We start from the raw sequence: 22,346 nt of genomic DNA on the forward strand, positions 1-22,346 counted from the left end.
GCAAAGGTCGGATGTATGGTGACTCCATGGCAGTGACAGACGAGGCGATCTCGAAGATCCAGGCGATGATCGTCGCGGGCGACCTCAAGCCCGGCCAGCGCCTCCCTCCCGAGAAGGAGCTCAGCGAGAGCCTCGGCCTGTCGCGCAGCTCCCTCCGCGAGGCGGTCAAGGCGCTCGAGCTCATCCGGGTGCTCGACGTCCGCCGCGGCGACGGCACCTACGTGACCACGCTCGACCCCGGCCTGCTGCTCGAGGCGGTCTCGTTCGTCGTCGACATGCACCAGGACCACTCCCTCGTCGAGCTGTTCGAGGTGCGGCGCATCCTCGAGCCGGCCGCCGCGGCGCTGGCGGCGACGAGGCTCGACGCCGACGCGATCGACGAGCTCCGCACCCTGGTCGACGAGGTCGACGAGACCACCACCGTCGAAGACCTGGTGGCGCACGACCTCGACTTCCACGCCCGGATCATCCAGGCTGCCGGCAACGCCTACCTGTCGAGCATGCTCGAAGCCCTCAGCAGCCGCACCGTCCGCGCGCGCATCTGGCGCGGCCTCACCGAAGAGCGCTCCGTCAGCCGCACCCTCGACGAGCACCACGCCATCGTCGACGCCCTGGCCCGCCACGACGCCGACCTCGTGCGCGCGCTCGTGACCGTGCACGTCAGCGGCGTCGAGAACTGGCTCCGCCGCTCGCTCGAGTAGTCCGGCCGCCCTCGACCACCGGGCGCAGGAACTGGCCGGACCGTCAGAGGCCACCGCCCGAGCCCGGCCCGACGCCGTCAGGCGGGCACGCCGACGTGATAGACGCGCGACGCCGTGCCCGACTCGAGCGCCTCGCGCTCGTCGGCCGCCAGCGCCGCCAGCACGGCCCTCCCCCGTGCCGCCGTGTCGGCGTACGTCCCGGCCGTCAGCGACACCGGCCAGTCGCCGCCCCACATCAGGCGGTCGGCGCCGAAGGCCTCCAGGGCCACGTCGGCGGCCTCCCGCGTGTGCTGCCCCAGGCCGGAGATCTTGGCGAAGACGTTCGGCCGTCGCGCGAGGTCTGCCACCGCCGCGCGCCACGCCGCAGTAGGCGACTGCGGCTTGCCCAGGTGGTCCACCACGATCCGAAGCGACGGCATGGCGTCGGCGAGGCGTGTCAGCGCCGGCCACAGGCGCGGCCAGGCGTCGGGCACGTCGAGGGGCAGCCGGTGCGCCGCGAGCAGCCGGAGCGTCTCGCGCACCGGCGCCCGGTCGAGCACGTCGTCTCGGGGATCGTCGTGGATCAGCTGGCGAATGCCGACGATCGGCTCGCCGAGGAGCCTCCAGCCGTCGAGCCGCCGCTCTGCCTCGCCCGGCGACTCCAGCGGAACCCAGGCCACCACTCCCAGCGCCCAGGCGTCGGCCGCGGCGGAGGATCGTGCCACCCGCAGCAGCTCCCGCGTGTCGCGGTCGGTGTCGGCCGCCTGCACGAGGACCGCGCCGGTCATGTCGCCCGAAGCGAGAGCGGCCGACGCGTCGTCCGGCCCGAACGACGCGTGGACGGGCCCGAGAGCGGGGGTGTTCCACGCGTAGTCGCCCGAGGCGAGGCTCCACAGGTGCAGGTGCGCATCGATCATCATCACGGAATGAGGCCGCGATCCTGCAGGTCGCTCCAGAGCGCGTCGGGCACCTCGGTCGTGAAGCGTGCGACGTTCTCGGCGATCTGCTCCGCCGTGCGCGCGCCGATCACGACGCTTGTCACGGCCTCGTGCCGCAGCGGGTACTGCAGGGCCGCCGCGGGCAGCTCGACCCCGTGGCCCCAGCAGACCTCGGCGAGGGTGCGCAGGCGGTCGAGAACGGCCTCGGGCATCTCGCCGTACTCGTAGGGCAGGTCGCCGCGCGGCACCGGCGACGACAGCGCGCCGGAGTTGTAGACGCCCACGGCCACCACCTCGACGCCGGCGGCAACGCACTCCGGCAGGAGATCACGGAGCGCGGGCTGCTCGAGCAGCGTGTACCGGCCGGCGAGCATGACGACGTCGACGAGCCCGGTCGCGACGGCCGCCCGGAGGGCATCGACCGACTTGGAGCCGACGCCGACCGCCCGCACGACGCCTTCGGCCCGGAGCGCGGCCATCGCCGGCAGCGCCGTCTCAAGCGACGACTCGAGCCCGTGCTCCTCGGGATCGTGGAGGTAGAGCGCGTCGACACGGTCGTGGCCGAGCCGCTCGAGGCTCTCGGCGAGCGAGGTGCGGATCCCGGCGTCGGAGGAGTCCCAGACCCGGGCCACATCGGCGGCGACGGCGAAGCCCCTGTCGTCCTGCCGGTGCGCGGTGGACGGCGAGGGCCGCAGCAGCCTCCCGACCTTCGTCGACAGGAAGTACTCGTCGCGCGGCCGCCCGGCGAGGGCGGCGCCCAAGCGGCGCTCCGACAGCCCGAGGCCGTAGTGCGGCGCCGTGTCGAAGAGCCGCACTCCGGCGTCCCAGGCTGCGTCGACCGCCGCCCGGGCGTCGGCGGGATCGAGCTCGGTGAACAAGTTGCCCTGGGCGGCGGCACCGAAGCCGAGCCGTGGGAGGCCGAGCCGCGATCGGCCGACGCCGAGCACGGCCGGCGCAACCGCTGTCACTGGCCGACCTCGATCGGCACCGTCTCGGGCAGAGTCCAGACCAGCGGGATCCCGGAGTCGTCGCCCGTGTAGTCGTCCTCCACCTCGAGCAGCTCGGCCATCTGGGCCTGCCACTCGGCGTTGACGGGGTCGTCGGCGAGTGCGAGCCGCATGGCGCGGTAGTCGTCGACCTCGACGAGGTGGAACAGCTCGCGGCCGCTCCGCCAGATGCTCCAGGCCGTGACGCCGGCGGCGCGCAGTCTCGGATCGAGCGCGTCGGGGATTGCCGCGTGGATGCGGTCGTAGTCGGGCTCCCGGCCCGGCTTCAGCCGGGTATGGAGGGCGATCCGCTCCGTCACCGGGCGCCCTCCCTGAGGAAGATCTCGACCACCGGGATCGCCACGTCGGGCCGGACGACCGGCAGCTGCAGGGTGAGAGTCCCGGCGGGCTGGCCGCCCATGCCGGTCGTCAGGGCCGGCGTGCTCGGGTCGATCTCGCGGAAGCTCAGCTCGGATGCGTCGTTCAGGAGCTGCGCGTACTCGACCTTGCCGGCGAGGCCGGGCAGGTGGATGTGCTCGAACGGCCAGGAGAAGAGGTGCAGGTAGAGGCGGTCGCCGCGCTGCGTGTAGCGGGCGTCGACCGGGGCCTCGAAGGCCGAGGCGCCGGCGCCGTGGATCGAGCGGTCATGGCGGCGCATCCACTCGGCGAAGGCGTCGAGCGCGTGCGTGGCGACGGCGTCGAGCTCGCCGCGAGCGGTCGGGCCGACGTTCAGCAGCATGTTGCCGTTCTTGGAGACGCCGTCGATGAGCATGCGGATCATCAGCTCGGGCGCCTTGTGGTTGTGGTTGTCGCGGAAGTAGCCCCAGCTGCCGTTGATCGTCTGGCAGGCCTCCCACGGAACCTCGACGCCGTCGACCGTCATCGGCTCCGAGGGCTGGTACTGCTCGGGCGTGACGATGTCGCCGGGGATCGCCAGGCGGTCGTTGACCACGATGCCGGGCTGGAGCTCGCGCGTCAGCGCGAGGAGCTCCTGTGATCCCCAGTCGTCTTTGCCCTTGCCGCCCCACACCGGGTGGTGGTGCTCGACCTCGTACGAGAAGTCGTAGAAGAGGTAGTCGATGCGGCCGTAGTCCGTGAGGAGCTCGCGCACCTGGCCGTGGAGGTACTCGCGGTACTTCGCCATGTCGCGCCCCTCCTGCAGGCGGGCGATCTCGTCGGGCGAGTCGTCGCGGCGCGGGTGGCGGCCGTCGATGGTGAAGTCGGGGTGGTGCCAGTCGAGAAGCGAGTGGTAGAAGCCGACGCGGAGGCCCTCGGCGCGGACGGCGTCGACGAATTCGCGGACCAGGTCGCGGCCGGCCGGGGTGTTGGTGGCCTTGTAGTCGGTGAGACGGGTGTCCCAGAGGCAGAAGCCCTCGTGGTGCTTCGTCGTCAGGACCACGTACTTCATGCCGGCGGCCTTGGCGGCGCGGGCCCAGGCACGCGGGTCGTAGAGGTCGGGATCGAAGTACTTGGCGTACTTCTCGTACTGCTCGGTCGGGATCTTCTCGTAGTTCATCACCCACTCGTGGCGGGCGGGCAGGGCGTAGAGGCCCCAGTGCACGAACATGCCGAAGCGGTCGTGGACGAACCAGGGCGCGATGCCCTCGGGTGCCGTGTCGACGTCGGTGTCGGTCGGTGTGAGCGTGGTGGTCATGCGAAGCCTTTCCAATTGGGGGTCAGCGGCCGCCGAGGCCGCTGGTGACGATGCCCTTGACGAGGTGGCGCTGGAGGACGATCAGGAGGGCGACGGTCGGGATCATCGAGATCACGCTGGCCGCCATGACGAGGTTCCACTGGCTGCCCTGCTGGCCGAAGAACTGCTGGAGGCCGAGCGGGATCGTGCCGTGCGCGTTGACGTCGTTGACGACGATCAGCGGCCAGAGGAACGAGTTCCAGTACGAGATGAACGAGAAGACGGCGAGCACCGCGAGGGTGGGGCGGGCCAGCGGCAGCATCACGAAGAAGAACGTGCGGATCGTGCCGGCACCGTCGACGCGGGCGGCGTCGTCGAGCTCCTGCGGCACGGTCAGGAAGAACTGCCTGAGCAGGAACGCGCCCAGCGCCGTGAACGCCCACGGGATGATGAGCGCCTGGAAGGTGTCGACCCACCCGAAGCCCTGCATCATGACGTACATCGGGATGACCAGGACATCCTGCGGGATCATCAGCGTGGCGAGGAACAGGATGAACACGGTGCTGCGCCCGCGCCAGCGGAGCCGCGAGAACGCGTAGCCGCTCAGCACCGAGACGGCCATGTTGATGATGGTGCCGGCCGCGGCGACGAGGATCCCGTTGATCAGGAAGCGGGCGAACGGCAGGTAGGTGAACGCCTCGACGTAGTTCTGCCAGCGCAGCTCGGAGCCCCACAGGGTCGGCGGAGTCGTGAACGTCTCGGAGGCCGGCTTGAGCGAGGTCGCCACCATGTAGATGAGCGGCGAGATGAAGGCCAGGGCGATCAGGCACAGGATCGCGTACCCGATGCCGCTCCTGACCCGGTCGCGCGTCGAGCGATGCACGACCCGCTTCGGTGCCGGGCGGACCCGGCCGATCGTTCCGCTACTCATAGTGCACCCACTTCTTCTGGCCGATGAACTGCACGGCGGTGACGCCGAGGATGATGATGAAGAGCACCCAGGCGCCGGCCGACGCGAGGCCGAGCTGCTGGTACTGGAAGCCCTGGTTGTAGATGAACTGGACGAGTGTCAGGGTCGAAGAACCCGGCCCGCCCTTCGTCAGGATGAACGGCTGGATGAAGACCTGGAACGACGTGATGAGGGTCATCATCGTGGCGAAGAACACCGACGGCGAGATCATCGGGAACTTGACGCTCCAGAAGGTGCGCCAGGCGCCCGCGCCGTCGAGCTCGGCCGCTTCGACGAGGTTCTCGGGCACGGAGTCGAGGGCGGCCGAGAAGATCAGCATGTTGTAGCCGAAGCCCTGCCAGACGCTCATCATGACGACGGCGATCATCGCCCAGCTGGTGCTGGCCAGGAAGTTCGGCGCGTGGAACCCGAACAGCGTCTGCACTGACGCGTCGATGGCCCCGCCGGGCTGGTAGAGCATGCGCCAGACGACGACGTTGGCGACGATCGGCGTCACGGTCGGGATGAAGAACAGCACCCGGAAGACGTGGCGGTTGCGGATCTTGGGCGTCAGCCACGCAGCGAGGCCGAGCGACACGATCAGGTTCAGCGGGATGTACAGCACCGTGAACAGGAGCGTGTTGAGCAGGGCCGTCCGGAAGATCGGGTCGCCCAGCAGCTTCGAGTAGTTGTCGAAGCCGATGAACTGCTTGTCGCCGAGGAGCGGCCAGTTGTTCAGGCTGATCACCATCGACGCCACGATCGGCACCAGGGTGAAGACCGCGAGGCCGATCACGTGCGGGCTGGCGAAGGCGAGACCCCACCAGGATCTCCTCCCCCGTGCAGCTCCGGGGGTCTCGCGGGGATCCTCGGCCGTGACGGACGCGATGGCCGGCGTGGTCGGAGGTGCGACGGATGTCGTTGTCATGGGTGTGGGTGCCTCCCTGTTGCGGACCTCGATGGGCGCAGTTGCGGACCTCGATGGGCGGGCCGCGGTGTGCGGCCCGCCCGATGCACTACTGGGGCAGCTGCCCGGCGATGTCCGACAGCACCTTCGCGCCGCTCTCCTGGCCGTTGACGGCCTGGATGGCGTACTGCGTGAAGAGCTGGCTCAGCTGGTCGCTGTTCTTGTTGCCCGGCAGAGGCACGGCGCCCTTGAGCGCTACGGCGAACGTCTCGTCGGCGCCCTCGATCTTGGCGTTGTCGAACCAGTCCTGCTGCACCGAGGTCCGGCCGGGGAACGCGCGGCCCTCGGCGGCGAGCCCGCCGAGCACCTTGGCGCTCGTCATGGAGACGATCGCCTTGTAGGCCTGGTCGGGGTACTTGCACTCCTTCGAGATGCCGAAGCCGGATCCGGCCGAGTACGTCGTCTCGGTCGTGTCGCCGACGGGGAGCGTCGTGACGCCGAGGTCGAACTTCGCCTTCTCCTTCTGCGTGATCAGCGACCACGGGCCGTCGGTGTACGCGGCGACCTGGCCGTTGACGAACGCGTTGCCGTCGGCGGACGCGTCGCTGGACGCCTCGGTCGAGTAGCCCTTCTTCACGAGGGTGGCCATCCAGTCGAGGCCGGCCGCGAACTTGGCGTTCGTCGGGTCGAGGGTGCCGTCGCTCGTGACGACGCGGCCGCCGTTGTAGGCGAGGATCAGCGACTCGAGCGGGATGTCGCCGACGTTCGGTGCGAAGAGCGTCTTGCCCTTGGCCTTGAGAGCGGCGCCCGCCGCCTCGAAGTCGGCGGTGGTCCAACCCGGCTTCGGCTCGGCGACTCCGGCCGCCTTGAACATGTCGCGGTTGTAGAACATCAGGAAGGGGCCGGTGTCGTACGGCAGGGCGTAGAGCTTACCGTCGACCTTCATGCCGGTGAGGGCCGTCTGGTCGAACTCCGACAGGTCGGTGCTGTTCTTCTTCACGAGCGAGTCGAGGTCGACGAGCTGCGAGGTGTAGTTGGCGGCGCGGAGGCTCTGCAGCGTGACGATGCACGGTGCGCTCGACGACGACAGCTGCGTCTGGAGCTTGGTCCAGTAGTCGGCGAACGGGGCGCCCTGGATGGTGACCTTGAGGCCGTCCTGGTCGGCGTCGGCCGCGTCGGCGACCTTCTGCCAGGCGGCCTGGTCGGCGTTGCCGGAGATCCACATGCCCCAGGTGAGGGCGTCGGCGGACTGTCCGCCGGCGGATGTGGAGCCGGAGCAGGCGGCCAGCGCGAATGTCATCGCGATGGCGGCTCCGGCGAGGAGAGGGCGGCGTTTCATGACTGGCTCCACTTCGTTGTGAGGGTGTCGGTGCTGTGTTCAGTTCAGGGGTGTTGCCGAGTTGAGGTCAGCGTCATCGAAGGCTCAGGGGGAGGCGACGGCGACCGGCTCGCCGATCTCCAGCCACACCGAGCCGTGCGGATACGAGTAGGCCTGAGCCGACTCGGGCAGCATGTCGGCGCCCGCGCCGGGAGCCGTCGGAGCGACGTAGTTGCCGTCGTGCATCACGACCGGCGTCGCGAAGTGCTCGTGCAGGTGGTCGACGAACTCGATCCGGCGGTCGTCGAGCGAGCCCGAGACGGCGACGAAGTCGAACATCGAGAGGTGCTGCACGGCCTCGCACAGCCCGACGCCGCCGGCGTGCGGGCAGACCGGGATGCCGAACTTGGCGGCCAGCAGCAGGATCGCGACGTTCTCGTTCACCCCGGCCACGCGGGTCGCGTCGATCTGGAGGTACGAGAGCGCCTTCGCCTGCAGGAGCTGCTTGAAGACGACGCGGTTGGCGATGTGCTCGCCCGTGGCCACCGGCACGGGGGCGATCCGGCGGGCGATCTCGGCGTGGCCGAGGATGTCGTCGGGGCTGGTCGGCTCTTCGACCCAGGCCAGGTCGAACTGAGCGAGCGCGCCGATCCACTCGACGGCCTCGTCGACGTCCCAGCGCTGGTTCGCGTCGATCGCGATGCGGATGTCGGGGCCGACGGCCTCGCGGGCGAGCCCCAGACGTCTGATGTCCTCGTCGACGCTCGCACCGACCTTCAGCTTGATCTGGGTGAAGCCGTCGCGGACGGCCTCCTTGCTGAGGCGGACGAGCTTCTCGTCGGAGTACCCGAGCCACCCGGGAGTCGTGGTGTACCCGGGGTACCCGGACTCGAGGAGGAGGGACTCGCGTTCCCGCCGCCCGTCTCTCGAGGCGTTCAGGATCGCCAGGGCCTCGTCGCGGGTCAGCGCGTCGGACAGGTAGCGGAAGTCGACGAGGTCGACGATCTGCTCGGGGGTCAGCCGGGCGAGCAGCTGCCAGAGTGGCAGGCCCGCGCGCTTGGCCTTCAAGTCCCAGAGGGCGTTGACGACGGCGCCGACCGCCATGTGCATCACGCCCTTCTCCGGGCCGAGCCAGCGGAGCTGCGAGTCGTGGACGAGCTCGCGCCAGACCCCGCCCATGTCGGCGAGGAGCGCGTCGACGTCGCGGCCGACGAGGAACGGGGCGAGCGCCTTGTAGGCGGCGACCTCGACGTCGTTGCCGCGGCCGATGGTGAAGACGAAGCCGGAGCCGCTGAGGCCGTCGGCGTCGTCGGTGTGGATGACGACGTAGGCGGCCGAGTAGTCGGGGTCGGCGTTCATGGCGTCGGATCCGTCGAGGTCGCGCGATGTCGGGAAGCGGACGTCGCGGCTCTCGAGCGAAGTGATGCGGCTCACCTGGACTCCTTTGACGAGGTGGGGGCACACCGCGGTGACGAGCACCGCGAGGTGGGGCACGGCATGCGGTGCCGTGATGTGCCGTAACTCTAAACATCCGATGTCTGGTGAGTCAAGAGGAGATTTTCTCTGCTCGAGGGACTACTTTAGGCAGTGCAAAGGTGCAGACACTTGATGAATTGCGCCGATTTCGACGATTAGGAGCGCAATGCGATTTCTCAGGACCGGCCCGCTCGGGTCGGAGCGACCCGCCGTGGCGAACGACGACGGCACGTTCGACATCTCGTCGGTGCTCGACTCCCTCGGGGTGAGAGACATCGGGCCGGAGTTCTTCACGGCGGGTGGGATCGACGCCGTCCGCAACGCTCTCGGCTCGCTCCCCGCCACGACGCCGGCCGAGCGCATCGGCTCGCCGATCGCGGCCCCCGGCAAGATCGTCTGCATCGGCCTCAACTACCGAGACCACGCCGCCGAGACGAACGCGGCGATCCCCGACGAGCCGATCGTCTTCATGAAGGACCCGTCGACGATCGTCGGTCCGAACGACGACGTGCTCATCCCGCCGACCAGCACGAAGACCGACTGGGAGGTCGAGCTCGGCATCGTGATCGGGGCCGAGGCGCGGTATCTGGCCTCGCCCGACGAGGCGAGTTCCTGCATCGCCGGCTACGTCGTGTCGCACGACGTCTCGGAGCGCGAGTACCAGCTCGAGCGCGGCGGACAGTGGGACAAGGGCAAGTCGTGCGAGACGTTCAACCCGCTCGGCCCGGAGCTCGTCACCGCCGACGAGGTCGACCCGTCGAACCTCCGGCTGACGCTCAGCGTGAACGGCGTCTCGCGCCAGGACGGCACGACCGCCAACCTCATCTTCGACGTGCCCTACGTCGTCTGGTACCTCAGCCAGTTCATGGTGCTGCGCCCCGGCGACCTCGTCAACACGGGCACCCCGGCGGGCGTCGCGCTCGGTCTGCCCGACCACCCGTACCTCCGCGAGGGCGACGTCGTCGAGCTCGCGATCGAGGGGCTGGGTGCCCAGAGGTCGACGTTCCGGCGCGCGACCGCAGGCGCCGTCGCGTCGTCGGCTGCGTCTTCTCGGGCGGCCCGCGCATGACCGGGCAGCTGGACGGCCTCCGCGCCGTCGTCACCGGCGGCGCCTCGGGTATCGGGGCCGCGATCGTCGACGCTCTGCTCGCCGGCGGCGCCCGAGTGGCCGTCATCGACCGCGCCACCGACGGGAGCCACCCCGATGCCTTCGCCGTGCAGGCCGACATCGGCGACGACGCCTCCGTGCGCGCGGCGATCGACGCCATCGCGGCCGAGCTCGGCGGCATCGACACCCTCGTGAACAACGCGGGCATCGGCGCTCAGGGCACGGTCGAGACGAACGACGACGAGGAGTGGCACCGCGTCTACGACGTCAACGTCGTCGGGCTCGTCCGAGTCTCGCGCGCCGCGCTCCCCCACCTGCGCGCCGCCGGGGCCGCGTCGATCGTGAACACCTGCTCGATCGCGGCCACCGCGGGGCTCCCCCAGCGGGCGCTCTACTCGGCGACGAAGGGAGCCGTGCTGGCGCTGACGCGCGCCATGGCGGCCGACCACCTCCGCGAGGGGATCCGCGTGAACTGCGTCAACCCCGGCACCGCCGACACGCCCTGGGTCGGGCGCCTGCTCGACTCGGCCGACGACCCGGCCGCCGAGCGCGCCGCCCTCGAGGCGCGACAGCCGCACGGCCGGCTGGTCTCGGCCGCCGAGGTGGCCGCCGCCGTCGCGTACCTCGTCAGCCCCGCGGCATCGTCGACCACCGGCACCTCGATCGCCGTCGACGGCGGGATGCAGAACCTGCGCCTGCGCGACTGACCCCGCCTCTGAAAATTCAAGGAGATTTGTATCGCGGCGGCCTCGGATCGCACTGAGGCCGCCGCCCGACGCCGGTTTCTCCGTGAAATTCGGAGGCGGGGCGGGGGTAGCGTGCAGGCATGAGCGACTTCACGTACCAGGGCCCCGCCGACATCGACCGAGCCATCGGCTACTTCGTCGGGCTGGACGACAGCGAGAAAGACGCCCTGGCCGTCATCGAGCTCGACGGCGTCATCGACGAGCTGCAGGCCGAGTACGAGAAGGCCAGCGCCGACCCGGCGTACCGCCCCACCGACGACTTCCTGGTGCGCCTCGGCGACTACCTCGGCATGGCGGGCGACAGCGCCACGGCCTAGGCGGTCAGCGCCCGTTCGAACGGGGTGCGGAACACCGGCTTGACCAGCGCCCCGCCGAGACGCTCCTGCAGCGAGGCCCCCGCAGCGGCAGCCAGCGCAGGAACGTCGGTGCCCCGATCGGCCACGACCTTCACCCGAACCTCTCCGTCGGCCGCCACGGCCCACCCGCCGACGATCTCCCCACCCCACCACACGGTCGGCCCGAGGTTGCCGTTGGTGTCGAAGTGCGGGGCGGGGTCGACGCCGAAGAACCACCCCCGCTGCTTGTAGCCCATCGGCGTCGGGTCGAGGGCGGGCAGCAGCGTGATGGCCGGCGGCGCGGGCTCGACATCGAACTCCGCGCCCGCGAGGGCGACGCCGGGCTCGCCGTCAAGGTCGACCTCGTCGATCGCCAGGCGCCCGAGGGCGGCTCGCACGGCGGTCTTGGTCCAGCCGGTCCACCACTCGATGTCCGAGACGGGCGCCGGTCCGAACACGCGCAGCCACTCCTCGACGAGCGACGCCTGCGCCTCGGCCTTCTCGACGACCGGCAGCCCGTCGGGCCACCAGTGCTCGAGCGGCTCCCAGCGGTGCAGGCGGGTCGTCCACTCCCCCGCCGCCGTGCCGCGGACGATGCTGCCCTCGGCGCTCATCAGCGTCAGCAGGATGCTCGTCACGTTCTGAGCGAGGTCGGACTTCACGCGAGGGACGATCGCCGTGCGGAGCCGCGGCTCGTCTGTGCTGAGCTGCGCGCCGGTGGCCGTGCCGCGGGCGAGGAGGCCTGCGTGAGCACCCTGCTCGACCTCGGACACCCAGGCCCCGATATCGCCTGTGATCGGCGGCTCGGTGCCGTTCAGCTCGAGCATGCGCACGAGGCGCCTGCGGAGCGTCACGGCGAGGGGCGTGCTGGCCGCGGCCTGCACGACGGGGACGATCTCGCGGGGGAAGACGAAGAGCGTGCGGCGCATGGCCATCCAGCGGACGAGCGCGCGGCGGTCATACATGGCGGCCTGGACGTCGGCGATGGTCAGGTCGCGGGCGCGCGCGAGCACCTGCAGATACACCGAGGCGGGGTCGGTGGCGTGGAGCGCGAGCACCGACCGGGTCGCCTGCTCGGGAGTCGCGGCGTCGCCCGTGAGGTGGTGCCGCCGCACGAGGAGCGCCCGGCGATCGGCTGCGGTGAAGGTGCGCATGCTCCGACCGTAGCGTCAGCCGCCGACACCCAGGGCCGTTCGCGCAACGGTCACCGGCCGTTCACATTTCATTGCAGATTCATAGGCAACCTAGAGGAAGTCCCCCGCTCGGGGGGCGTCAACGAGGAGACTGCAATGCGAAAAACAGCCAGCACCCGTCACAGAAGAGTCGCGATCGTAGCCGGCGTCGTCGCCGCCGCTGTCCTGCTTCCCAGCGCGGCATTCGCCGGCGCTGAGGCCGCTCTGTCGCAGAACGGCGGCGCCACGCGCCTGGCCGGCGACCAGACCGCGGCCGTCAAGGCCGCCATCAAGGGCTCCAAGGCGAAGAACGTCATCCTGCTCATCGGCGACGGCATGGGCGATTCCGAGATCACCGTCGCGCGCAACTACGCGTACGGCGCCGCCGGTCGCTTCCCCGGCCTCGACGCGCTGCCGCTGACCGGCTCGTACACGACCTACTCCCTCTACAACTCCGGCCCGGACAGGGGCAAGCCCGACTACGTGACCGACTCCGCCGCTTCGGGCAGCGGCTGGGCCACCGGCACCAAGACCTACGACGGCGCCATCTCCGTCGACATCGACGGCGCCCCGCAGGCGACCATCACCGAGATCGCCAAAGCGAACGGCTACCGGACCGGCGATGTCTCCACCGCCGAGATCCAGGACGCCACCCCGGCCGTCCAGGTCGCCCACGTCGACGCGCGCAGCTGCTACGGCCCCGACTCGACCTCGTGCGGAGACGACTCGCTCGTCAACGGCGGCCTCGGCTCGATCAGCGAACAGCTGATCGGCACGCGCCCCGACCTCACGCTCGGCGGCGGCTCGACCAGCTTCACGCAGACCGCGAAGGCCGGCAAGTACCAGGGCCAGACCCTCTTCGACCAGGCCGAGGAGCGCGGCTACAACGTCGTCTCGACCGGGGCCGAGCTCGCCGCCGTCAAGAAGGCCGACCAGAAGAACCCCGTCCTCGGCCTCTTCACCCCGGGCAACTTCCCCACCCGATTCGCCCCCAGCACGGCGACCGTCGGCGGAGCCAGCCTCGCCCCCGTCACCTGCCAGCCGAACCCGGAGCGCCTCGGCTCCGATCTCAGCCTCAAGACGCTGACCAGCAAGGCGATCTCGCTCCTGAACAAGCCGAAGGACGGCAAGGGCTTCTTCCTGCAGGTCGAGGGCGCATCCATCGACAAGCAGGATCATGCCGCCAACGCGTGCGGCCAGATCGGCGAGACGATCGACTTCGATGAGGCCATCCAGTCCGCGCTCGCCTTCGCGAAGAAAGAGGGCAACACGCTCGTCATCGCGACCGCCGATCACGCCCACACGAGCCAGATCGTCGACTCGACGCCCCCGGCGACCCTCAGCACCGCGCTGACGACGGTCGACGGCACCACGATGAAGGTCGCCTACGGCACCGCTGCGGCCGGCGGATCGCAGCAGCACACCGGAACTCAGGTTCGCATCGCGGCCTACGGCCCGGGAGCGGCGAACGTCGTCGGCCTGACCGATCAGACCGACACCTTCTTCACCATGGCCCGCGCTCTGAAGCTCGACACCGACACGGCGTCGCTCAGCGACAAGGGCCGCGCCTCGGCGAGCGACTCGCGTCCGCGCCCCTCGGAGAAGGTGACGATCACCGGCACGAAGTTCGCCGGCGACCGCCAGGTGAGCGTCACGGTCGGCTCGGCCGATCTCGGCACGTTCGACCTGATCGACGGCTCGGTGTCGGTGAAGCTCACGGCTCCCGTGAAGCTCGGCGACGTGGCGATCACGCTGAGCGGCGTGCAGACCGGCCATGACGCCGTCGCGAAGATCCGCGTCACCAAGTAGCGCATCTCGAGAGACCCCCGCCTCCGGCACCCGCGCACAGTCGCGGCTCACGTGCCACGCCGGAGCGGGGGTTTTTCCGTACGCCCCGAGCGAAGCCCACCTCGCGTTCACCGCCCGGCCACGAACCGTTTCGTCCGGTCAGCGAGGCTTGCCGGGCCCGCCCACCGATCTGAACGGACACGCATGCGCCCGCCCCTCGTGAAGCTGGGAGCCATCACGCTCACCGGCTCGCTCGCCTTCGCCGGCATCCTCGTCGCCACCACCACCGCCCAGGCCGCTCCCGACTCCGGGATCGTCATCAACGAGATCGAGTCGCAGGGCGGGACCCCGGGCGACTGGATCGAGTTCGCCAACCTCTCGCCGACGGCCGTGGACGTGTCGGGCATGGTCGTCAGAGACGACGTCGACACCGACTCGTACGTGATTCCCGACGGCACGACGATCGCTCCGGGTGCGTTCTTCACGGTCGATCAGCTCGGCGGCTCCGGCGTGACGACGGGCTTCGACTTCGGCCTCGGCGGTGCCGACTCCGTCCGCCTCTACGACGCGGACGGCACGACGCTCGTCGACGCGTACACCTGGACCGCCCACGCGACCACGACATACGGCCGCACCGCAGACGGCTCGTTCCGGACGACCTCCGGGGCGACCAGGAACGCCGCCAACGAGTTCCCCGAGCCCACACCGACCCCGACGCCCACTCCGACCGCCACGCCCACGCCCGGGGGCGGGTCCCCTGCGGGACTGGCCTTCAACGAGGTCGAGTCGAACGCCGACGACACCGACTGGGCCGAGGTGACGAACACCTCGACCGAGGCCGTCGACATCTCGGGCTACACCTTCAAGGACAGCGACGACACCCACTCGTACGTGCTGCCCCGGGGCTCGATCGTCGAGCCCGGCGCGTTCGCCGTCATCGACCAGAAGACCACGACCGACGACGGCTTCGACTTCGGCCTGGGCGCCGACGACGCCGTCCGCCTGTTCGACACCGGTGGCGCCCTCGCTGTCAGCTACAGCTGGACCACCCACAGCGCGGTGACCTACGGCCGCTGCCCCGACGGCACCGGCGACTGGACGACCACGACCGTCTCGACCAAGGGCGAGGCGAACGACTGCTCCTCGCCGGTCCGCATCAACGAAGTCGAGTCGAACGGCGGCTCGCCCGACGACTGGGTGGAGCTCACGAACATCGGCGCGTCGACCGTCGACATCTCGGGCTACGTGTTCAAGGACAGCGACGACACCCACTCGTACGTGATCCCCGCCGGCACCACCGTGGCCGCAGGCGGCTTCACCGTGCTCGACACGACGACCGCCTCGACGCCTGACGGCTTCGACTTCGGCCTCGGCGGCGCCGACAGCGCGCGGCTGTTCCTGGCTGACGGCAGCACCCTCGTCGACTCGTCCAGCTGGACGTCGCACGCAGGAACCACCTACGGCCGCAACCCCGACGGCACCGGCGACTTCGAGCAGACCTCGGAGGCCACCAAGGGCGCCGCGAACCGCTTCGAGGGCACAGCCGTCGCCGAGACCTGGCCCGGCAGGCCCGACGAGACGGCGCTCGACGCCGAGGTCACGTACACCGGCGACCTCTCGGGCCTCGACTACGAGCCCTCCGGCACGTCGAAGGACGGCACCCTGTGGGGCGTCGAGAACGGCAACGGCAAGCTCTACAGGATCGTGTCCGACGCCTCCGGCGGCTGGGCGCCGGCCACCACCGGCGGCTGGGCCGACGGCAAGGTGCTCCACTACGCCGACGGCACCGGCACGGTCGACGCCGAGGGCGTGACGGTCGCCGACGACTCCTCCGAAGGCGGCATCTACGTCTCGTCCGAGCGCGACAACGACGTCTCGTCGGTCAGCCGCCCGGCCGTCCTGAAGTACGACGCCACGTCGCCGGCGACCGTCCTGAACGCCGAGCAGGAGTGGAACCTCGCGGCCGACTTCCCCGGCCTCGGCGCGAACTCGGGCCTCGAGGGCGTCACCTGGATCCCCGACGCGTTCCTGACCGGGAGCGGCTTCGTCGACGGTTCGACGAACGCCGCCTACGAGCCCGCCGACTACGCGGGCCACGGCGACGGCCTCTTCTTCGTCGGAGTCGAGGGCACCGCCAGCGTCTACGCCTACGCGCTCCTCAGCGACGGCGGCTTCCACCGCGTCGCCACGATCGCTACGTCCTTCCCGGTCGTCGCCGACGTGCAGTTCGACGCCGACCTCGGCCGGCTCTGGGTCGTCTGCGACGACGCCTGCGAGGGCCAGACGGCACTGTTCTCGATCGACGACTCCGGTGCGTTCACTCAGAGCTCGCTCTACGACGCCCCGTCGAACGCCGACCCGGCCCTCGCCAACGAGGGCTTCGCGATCGCTCCGGCCGCCACGTGCACGACCGACGGCGAGCGCGAGACGTTCTATGCCGACGACAACGACACCGACGGCTTCTCGTTCCGCGAGGGCAGCTACCCGTGCGAGCCCGCGACGACGACCCCGGGCGCAGGAACGGGCGGCGGCGACAGCGGAACCGATCCCGCGGGCGTCCTCAGCCCCGACCAGCTCACCGCCGCGAACCGCGGCGACGTCGCCGCGGCCGACCCGTCCCTGGCGTACACCGGCACGGACGTCATCGGCACGCTGGCGGTGGCCCTGGCCCTGCTGGTCGCGGGTGCCGGCGCGATCGTGGTGCGACGCCGCCAGAAGGCGTAGCCCCGCCGCACGGTGACCCGCGGCACCACGATCGGGACTCGGAACCGAGCCCGGTCGTGGTGCGGAGTCCTGATCCTGGGCGGGGAGCCAGACCGGGCGCGAGCACGGGGTTAGCATCGATGCGTGGGGACCAACGCGGACGAACGGCGGCACGAACTCGAGGCCATCGCGTTCGGCGAGGGCACGACGGCGGCGGAGCGCGCCGACGCCCTGCGGGCCCTCGGCGTGAAGCCGGTGAAGGCCGGGCCAGTTCCTGCGCCCGAGTCGTCGACGGAGGCTATGGAGGATCCCGGCCACGCAGAACCCGAGACGTCGGCTCCGACTCCGCGATCGCGGTCGCGCATCGTCGCGACGGCGGCCCTGCTCGCCGGCGTGCTCGTCGTGGGCGGCGCGGCAGGCTTCGGGATCCGCACGGCGACAGCCCCCACCGCCGAGGCGACACCCGACTCGGCTCTGACGTCGCGCCTCGCCGCCGGCGATCCCGCGACGAGCGCATCGGACCCCGCCATGGACTCGACGCTCACGAACGACGACACCCTCAACTCCCCCGCGGCGTCGCCCACGAGCGACGTGTCGACGGCCCAGGCGCAGGCCGACTCGCTGTTCGTGGGCGACCAGACGACGCTCGACAAGTACCCCTTCCCGCCCGACGCCGGGAGCGACACCGACTTCACCGCGTCGACCACCCGCCTCGTCCTGACGAGCGCGCAGGGCATGCGCGTCTGGGTGGCCGAGCGAGCAGGCGACGGGGGCGGCTACTGCCTCCTGATCACGTCGAGAGCCGACTCGTCGAACGGCCTCGCCGGCTCGTCGACGTGTGCCTCTCCGGGCTCGTTCGCCGCCAACGGCATGACGCTCACCATGTCGTCGTTGACTGCCACCTGGACGGGCAGCTCGGTCGGAATCAGCGTCACGGGCTGACGGGCGCGCACTCCCTCCGAGGGGTGCGCGGTATTCCCTCCGAGGGGTGCCCTGGCAGTGCCCCTAAGACCTCAGGTGACGCAGATACGCTTGAAGCGTGCTTACAGTGAATGCTTTCGGAGCCCCCTCCGCCACCGAGCCCCTTGTCCCCCTCACCATCGAGCGTCGTCCCGTCGGCGCCGAAGACGTCCTGATCAAGATCGCCTACGCCGGCATCTGCCACTCCGACATCCACTTCGCCCGCGGCGAGTGGGGTCCCATCAGCTACCCGCAGGTCGTGGGCCACGAGATCGTCGGCGAGGTCGTCGAGGCCGGCGCCAATGTCACCAAGTTCTCCGTCGGCGACCGCGTCGGCGTCGGCTGCATGGTCAACTCGTGCCGCGAGTGCGCCAACTGCCTGGCCGGCGAAGAGCAGTACTGCCTCAAGGGCAACATCCAGACCTTCGGCGGCATCGACCCGAAAGACGGCAACGTCACCCAGGGCGGCTACTCCACCCACGTCGTCGTCGACCAGGACTTCGTGCTGAACGTCCCCGAGTCGCTCGACTACGCCGCCGTCGCCCCGCTGCTGTGCGCCGGAATCACCACCTACTCGCCGCTCCGTCACTGGAACGCGGGCCCCGGCAAGAAGGTCGCCGTCGTCGGCCTCGGCGGTCTCGGCCACATGGCCGTCAAGCTCGCCGCCGCCATGGGCGCCGAGGTCACCGTGCTCTCGCAGAGCCTCTCGAAGCAGGACGACGGCCTCCGTCTCGGCGCCTCGCACTACTACGCGACCAGCGACCCCGCCACCTTCGAGAACCTCGCCAACGAGTTCGACCTCATCATCAACACGGTGTCGGCGTCGATCGACATCAACGCCTACCTCAGCCTCCTCACGCTCGACGGCGCCCTCGTGGCAGTCGGCGCTCCGGCCGAGCCGCTCGGCGTCCAGGTCTTCACGCTGTTCGGCAACCGCCGCACCTTCGCAGGCTCGTCCATCGGCGGAATCCGCGAGACCCAGGAGATGCTCGACTTCTGCGCCGAGCACGGCATCGTCCCCGAGACCGAGCTGATCGGCGCCGACCAGATCAACGAGGCGTGGGAGCGCGTGCTGAAGAGCGACGTCCGCTACCGCTTCGTCATCGACACGGCCACCCTGACCGGCGCGGGCGCCTGATGAAGGCGGCTCTGATGTACGGCGCGGGCGACGTCCGCGTCGAGACCGTGGACGACCCGACGCTCGTCGACCCCGCCGACGCGATCGTGCGCGTCACGGCCGGCTGCATCTGCGGCTCCGACCTGTGGCCGTTCGCGTCGAAGAAAGACAGCGACACGGGCTCGCGCATGGGTCACGAGTTCGTCGGCGTCGTCGAGCAGGTCGGCGACGACGTCACGCACGTCAAGGTCGGCGACTTCGTCATCGCGCCGTTCGTCATCTCGGACGGCACCTGCGACTTCTGCCAGGAGGGGCTCGAGACCTCCTGCAGGCACGGTGAGGCCTGGGGCGGAACGTCGCACGACGGCGGGCAGGGCGAGATCGTCCGCGTGCCGCTCGCCGACGGCACCCTCGTGGTCGTGCCGGCCGGATTCGACGAGAAGCTGATCCCCTCGCTGCTCTCTCTGTCGGACGTCATGTCGACGGGGTACCACGCCGCCGTCATGGCCCGCGTTCAGCCCGGCCAGAGCGTCACCGTGATCGGCGACGGCGCGGTCGGCCTCAGCGCCGTCCTGTCGGCGAAGCTCCTCGGAGCCGAGACCATCATCCTGATGGGTCGCCACACGGCGCGCACCGACCTCGGTCGCGAGTTCGACGCGACCCACGTCGTCGCCGAGCGCGGCGACGACGGCATCGCCGCAGTGAAAGAGATCACGAACGGCGACGGCACGCAGGTCGTGCTCGAGGCCGTCGGCCTCGGCGCCGCCGTCGAGACCGCGATCGCCGTCGTCCGCGACGGCGGCGTGATCAGCCGCGTGGGCGTGCCGCAGGAGCAGTCGCTCCCCTTCGGGCGCAGCGAGTTCATGCGCAACCTCACGATGACGGGCGGCGTGGCCCCGGCCCGCCACTACATCCCGACCCTGCTGCCGCTCGTGCTCGACGGCTCGATCGAGCCCGGCAAGGTCTTCGACGTCACGATCGGCGTCGACGAGGTGCCCGCGGGCTACCAGCAGATGGCCGACCGAACGGCGCTCAAGGTGATGGTCCGCCCCTAGGTCGCTGCCTTTCGGGCACGCGCAGGAACTGCCCCGCCCACCGTCGACTCGACGGTGGCGGGGCAGTTCCTGCATCCGCGCCCCCGCCCGTTGGCACGAGATAAGCTCACCCCACGACACGTTTCGAAGGAGAACCCCGTGCACGAACTCAGGCCCGACTGGACCCGCACACTCGGCTCGACCGGCCTCACCACCACCGCCGTCACCATCGGCGGAGGCCCTCTCGGCAGCCAGCCGCTGCTGTTCGGCTACGACACCCCCGAGGCCCAGGCGGTGGAGCTCGTCGAGGCCGTTCTCGACAGCCCGATCCGCTCGATCGACACGTCGAACCAGTACTCGGGCGGCGACAGCGAGACGCGCATCGGCCTGGGGCTGGCGGCGCACGGCGGGCGGCCCGACGACTTCCTGGTCGTGACGAAGGTCGACTCGATCGACGGCGACTACTCGGGCGAGCGGGTGCGCGCCTCCGTCGCCGAGAGCAAGGCGCGGCTCGGCCTCGACACACTGCCGCTCGTGCACCTGCACGACCCCGAGAACCAGGCCTTCGAGTTCATGTCGGCCCCCGGCGGCGCGGTCGAGACGCTGGTGGCCCTGCGCGACGAGGGCGAGATCGGCCACATCGGGCTGGCCGGCGGGCCCAGCGGCGAGATGCGACGCTACATCGACCTCGGCGTCTTCGAGGCGATCCTCGTGCACAACCGGTACACGATCGTCGACCGCAGCGCGGCCGCCCTCCTGCAGCACTGCGCCGACGCCGGACTCGGCATCATCAACGCGGCCGTCTACGGCGGCGGGATCCTCGCCGCACCCCGCTCCGGCAACACGAACTACGGCTACCGGCCCGCGGCTCCCGAGACCCTCGCTGCCGTCGCCGCCCTGGCCGACCTGTGCGACGAGTACGAGACCGACCTCGGCACCGCGGCGCTGCAGTGGTCTCTGCGCGATCCGCTCGTGCACACGACGGTCGTCGGCATCAGCAAGCCTGCGCGCTTGGACGGGCTGCTCGCGTCGTCCGCCGCCGAGCTGCCGGACGCGTTCTGGGAGCGCGCCGAAGAGCTGACCCCGCCGGCGCGGGTCTTCCTGGACGCGTAGCTCCGCGCCTGCGGGGCGCCCGCCGCGCGCTGGCTCTGCGCCCCGCGGGCGGCCCGGCGGCGGCCCGGCGGCGGCCCGGCGGCGGCCCGGCGGCGGCCCGGCGGCGGCCCGGCGGCGGCCCGGCGGCGGCCCGGCGGCGGCCCGGCGGCGGCCCGGCCGCGGCGAACTAGGGTCGACGTGTGAATCGCACCGACCGCCTGTACGCCCTCGTCGAAGAGCTGCGCGCCGTGTCGCCCCGCCCCCGGAGCGCCCGCTGGCTCGCCGAGCGCTTCGAGGTGAGCGGCCGCACGATCGAGCGTGATCTGTCGGCGCTGCAGCAATCCGGCGTGCCGATCTGGGCGGAGCCCGGCCGCACCGGAGGCTACTGCCTCGACGCGTCGCACACGCTGGCTCCGCTCGGCTTCACCGTCGACGAGGCCCTGGCGATGACCGTCGCACTCGGCATGCTGGGCGCGAGCCCGTTCTCGGGGCCCGCAGCCTCGGCCCTGCGGAAGGTGGTCGCCGTCTTGGACGACACGACGACGGGGGTGACGGGCGAGCTCGCCTCCCGGGTGCTCTTCGTGCGCGACGAGGCCCCGACCGGAGCACCCGCCGGGCTGGTGGAGGCGTTTCGGAGCGGCGAGATCCTGCGCCTCGAGTACCGCGACAGAGCGGGCGTCGCCACGCGGCGCGATGTGGAGCCGCTCGGCTACGTGGGGCGCGAGGGCAGCTGGTACCTGGTCGGGTGGTGTCGGCTGCGCGACGGGGTGCGGGCGTTCCGCGGCGACCGGATCGCGGCGGCCGAGCCGACGGGCGAGAAGCCCCCGAGGCGTCCGTTCAGCGCCGCCGACCTCGATGCGGTGTACGGCCACATCACTGCGGCCGGGTCGTGAACGGCACGCTTTCCCGGCGCGCCTCGTAAACACCGACAGGGCGCTGTCGCCGGCGCCGCCGAGACTGGTCAGGTCGGGCCACCGGGGCCCGCCGGAAAGGCCACCATGGACTTCGCCTCCATCCGCATCATCACGCACGACGTCGACCGGCTCACCGCCTTCTACGAGAGGGTCGCAGGAACTCCGGCCACCCGCCCCGCCCCCGTCTTCGCCGAGATCCGCACCCCGACGGCCACCCTCGCCATCGGCAGCACGGCCACCGTCGCGATGCTCGGCGACGCCGCCCCCGTTCCTGCGTCGAGCAGGTCGGTGATCATCGAGTTCCGCGTGGCCGATGCCGATGCCGAGTTCGCGCGCCTGCGCGACCACCTCGACGACATCGTGCTCGAGCCGACGACGATGCCGTGGGGCAACCGGTCGGCGCTGTTCCGCGACCCGGACGGGAACGTGGTGAACCTGTTCTCGGTGCCGGTGGGGTGAGCCGGGTGCGGCTCCTGGCCCGGGCGTCCCG

General features: G+C 70.8%; 21 protein-coding genes. 12 read left to right on the plus strand and 9 right to left on the minus strand.

The window, feature by feature from the left end; all coding sequences use genetic code 11:
* The first annotated feature begins 26 nt into the window (after positions 1 to 26).
* Positions 27 to 701, plus strand: a complete 675-nt coding sequence (locus AC3CBB_RS07880; RefSeq protein WP_123505022.1) for a FadR/GntR family transcriptional regulator — start codon at positions 27 to 29, stop codon at positions 699 to 701.
* A 77-nt stretch (positions 702 to 778) separates the two neighbouring features.
* Here the strand turns inward: AC3CBB_RS07880 and AC3CBB_RS07885 are convergent, their stop codons facing one another.
* The 8 genes from AC3CBB_RS07885 to AC3CBB_RS07920 form a co-directional block, all read right to left on the minus strand.
* Positions 779 to 1,600, minus strand: coding sequence for an amidohydrolase family protein (locus AC3CBB_RS07885; RefSeq protein WP_488626727.1), 822 nt, complete (start codon positions 1,598 to 1,600; stop codon positions 779 to 781).
* Positions 1,600 to 2,586: an aldo/keto reductase gene (locus AC3CBB_RS07890; protein WP_488626586.1), complete on the minus strand. Its 987-nt coding sequence runs from the start codon at positions 2,584 to 2,586 to the stop codon at positions 1,600 to 1,602. Before AC3CBB_RS07890 ends, AC3CBB_RS07885 begins: the two co-directional genes overlap by 1 nt.
* Positions 2,583 to 2,924, minus strand: coding sequence for an L-rhamnose mutarotase (locus tag AC3CBB_RS07895; protein ID WP_488626587.1), 342 nt, complete (start codon positions 2,922 to 2,924; stop codon positions 2,583 to 2,585). The genes AC3CBB_RS07890 and AC3CBB_RS07895 overlap by 4 nt, the downstream gene beginning before the upstream one ends.
* A complete protein-coding gene (locus AC3CBB_RS07900; protein ID WP_123505026.1) occupies positions 2,921 to 4,258 on the minus strand; it encodes an alpha-L-fucosidase in 1,338 nt (445 codons plus the stop codon). Before AC3CBB_RS07900 ends, AC3CBB_RS07895 begins: the two co-directional genes overlap by 4 nt.
* Positions 4,259 to 4,280: 22 nt before the next feature.
* On the minus strand, positions 4,281 to 5,168 hold the full coding sequence (locus AC3CBB_RS07905) for a carbohydrate ABC transporter permease (RefSeq protein WP_488626588.1): 888 nt from the start codon (positions 5,166 to 5,168) through the stop codon (positions 4,281 to 4,283).
* On the minus strand, positions 5,161 to 6,114 hold the full coding sequence (locus AC3CBB_RS07910; RefSeq protein WP_488626589.1) for a carbohydrate ABC transporter permease: 954 nt from the start codon (positions 6,112 to 6,114) through the stop codon (positions 5,161 to 5,163). Before AC3CBB_RS07910 ends, AC3CBB_RS07905 begins: the two co-directional genes overlap by 8 nt.
* An 88-nt stretch (positions 6,115 to 6,202) precedes the next feature.
* The gene (locus tag AC3CBB_RS07915; RefSeq protein ID WP_488626590.1) at positions 6,203 to 7,432 is read right to left on the minus strand and encodes an ABC transporter substrate-binding protein; all 1,230 of its coding nucleotides are present in this window, start codon (positions 7,430 to 7,432) and stop codon (positions 6,203 to 6,205) included.
* Between the two features lie 84 nt (positions 7,433 to 7,516).
* The gene (locus AC3CBB_RS07920) at positions 7,517 to 8,845 is read right to left on the minus strand and encodes an enolase C-terminal domain-like protein (RefSeq protein WP_488626591.1); all 1,329 of its coding nucleotides are present in this window, start codon (positions 8,843 to 8,845) and stop codon (positions 7,517 to 7,519) included.
* A 208-nt stretch (positions 8,846 to 9,053) separates the two neighbouring features.
* Between AC3CBB_RS07920 and AC3CBB_RS07925 the strand changes: the two genes are divergently transcribed.
* From AC3CBB_RS07925 to AC3CBB_RS07935, 3 genes are all read left to right on the plus strand, one after another.
* Positions 9,054 to 9,956 (plus strand): fumarylacetoacetate hydrolase family protein, encoded by a 903-nt coding sequence (locus AC3CBB_RS07925; protein WP_488626592.1) that lies wholly within the window; start codon positions 9,054 to 9,056, stop codon positions 9,954 to 9,956.
* Positions 9,953 to 10,702 carry an SDR family NAD(P)-dependent oxidoreductase gene (locus AC3CBB_RS07930; RefSeq protein WP_488626593.1) on the plus strand — a complete coding sequence of 250 codons (750 nt, stop codon included), beginning with the start codon at positions 9,953 to 9,955 and terminating at the stop codon, positions 10,700 to 10,702. Before AC3CBB_RS07925 ends, AC3CBB_RS07930 begins: the two co-directional genes overlap by 4 nt.
* Positions 10,703 to 10,821: 119 nt before the next feature.
* Entirely contained in the window at positions 10,822 to 11,058 is a 237-nt protein-coding gene (locus AC3CBB_RS07935; protein ID WP_488626594.1) for a hypothetical protein, read from the plus strand.
* On the opposite strand, the gene AC3CBB_RS07940 is transcribed toward AC3CBB_RS07935, so the two are convergent.
* Positions 11,055 to 12,230, minus strand: a complete 1,176-nt coding sequence (locus tag AC3CBB_RS07940; protein WP_488626595.1) for a winged helix DNA-binding domain-containing protein — start codon at positions 12,228 to 12,230, stop codon at positions 11,055 to 11,057. The two genes, AC3CBB_RS07935 and AC3CBB_RS07940, sit on opposite strands and share 4 nt — an antisense overlap.
* Before the next feature lie 135 nt (positions 12,231 to 12,365).
* On the opposite strand from AC3CBB_RS07940, the gene phoA reads away from it, so the two are divergent.
* The 8 genes from phoA (at position 12,366) to AC3CBB_RS07980 (ending at position 22,315) form a co-directional block, all read left to right on the plus strand.
* Complete coding sequence (gene phoA / locus AC3CBB_RS07945) at positions 12,366 to 14,057, plus strand: alkaline phosphatase (RefSeq protein ID WP_488626596.1); 1,692 nt, start codon at positions 12,366 to 12,368, stop codon at positions 14,055 to 14,057.
* Between the two features lie 183 nt (positions 14,058 to 14,240).
* Entirely contained in the window at positions 14,241 to 16,760 is a 2,520-nt protein-coding gene (locus AC3CBB_RS07950) for a lamin tail domain-containing protein (RefSeq protein WP_488626597.1), read from the plus strand.
* Positions 16,761 to 16,883: 123 nt separating this feature from the next.
* Positions 16,884 to 17,681 (plus strand): hypothetical protein, encoded by a 798-nt coding sequence (locus AC3CBB_RS07955; RefSeq protein WP_488626598.1) that lies wholly within the window; start codon positions 16,884 to 16,886, stop codon positions 17,679 to 17,681.
* Between the two features lie 97 nt (positions 17,682 to 17,778).
* Positions 17,779 to 18,837 (plus strand): NAD(P)-dependent alcohol dehydrogenase, encoded by a 1,059-nt coding sequence (locus tag AC3CBB_RS07960; RefSeq protein ID WP_488626599.1) that lies wholly within the window; start codon positions 17,779 to 17,781, stop codon positions 18,835 to 18,837.
* A complete protein-coding gene (locus AC3CBB_RS07965) occupies positions 18,837 to 19,871 on the plus strand; it encodes a zinc-binding dehydrogenase (protein WP_488626600.1) in 1,035 nt (344 codons plus the stop codon). Before AC3CBB_RS07960 ends, AC3CBB_RS07965 begins: the two co-directional genes overlap by 1 nt.
* A gap of 138 nt (positions 19,872 to 20,009) precedes the next feature.
* Positions 20,010 to 20,963, plus strand: a complete 954-nt coding sequence (locus AC3CBB_RS07970; RefSeq protein ID WP_488626601.1) for an aldo/keto reductase — start codon at positions 20,010 to 20,012, stop codon at positions 20,961 to 20,963.
* A gap of 179 nt (positions 20,964 to 21,142) precedes the next feature.
* Entirely contained in the window at positions 21,143 to 21,835 is a 693-nt protein-coding gene (locus tag AC3CBB_RS07975; protein WP_488626602.1) for a helix-turn-helix transcriptional regulator, read from the plus strand.
* 105 nt (positions 21,836 to 21,940) lie between these two features.
* A complete protein-coding gene (locus AC3CBB_RS07980) occupies positions 21,941 to 22,315 on the plus strand; it encodes a VOC family protein (RefSeq protein WP_488626603.1) in 375 nt (124 codons plus the stop codon).
* Positions 22,316 to 22,346: the final 31 nt, after the last annotated feature.

It is taken from the genome of Frondihabitans sp. OV104, from assembly GCF_057787745.1.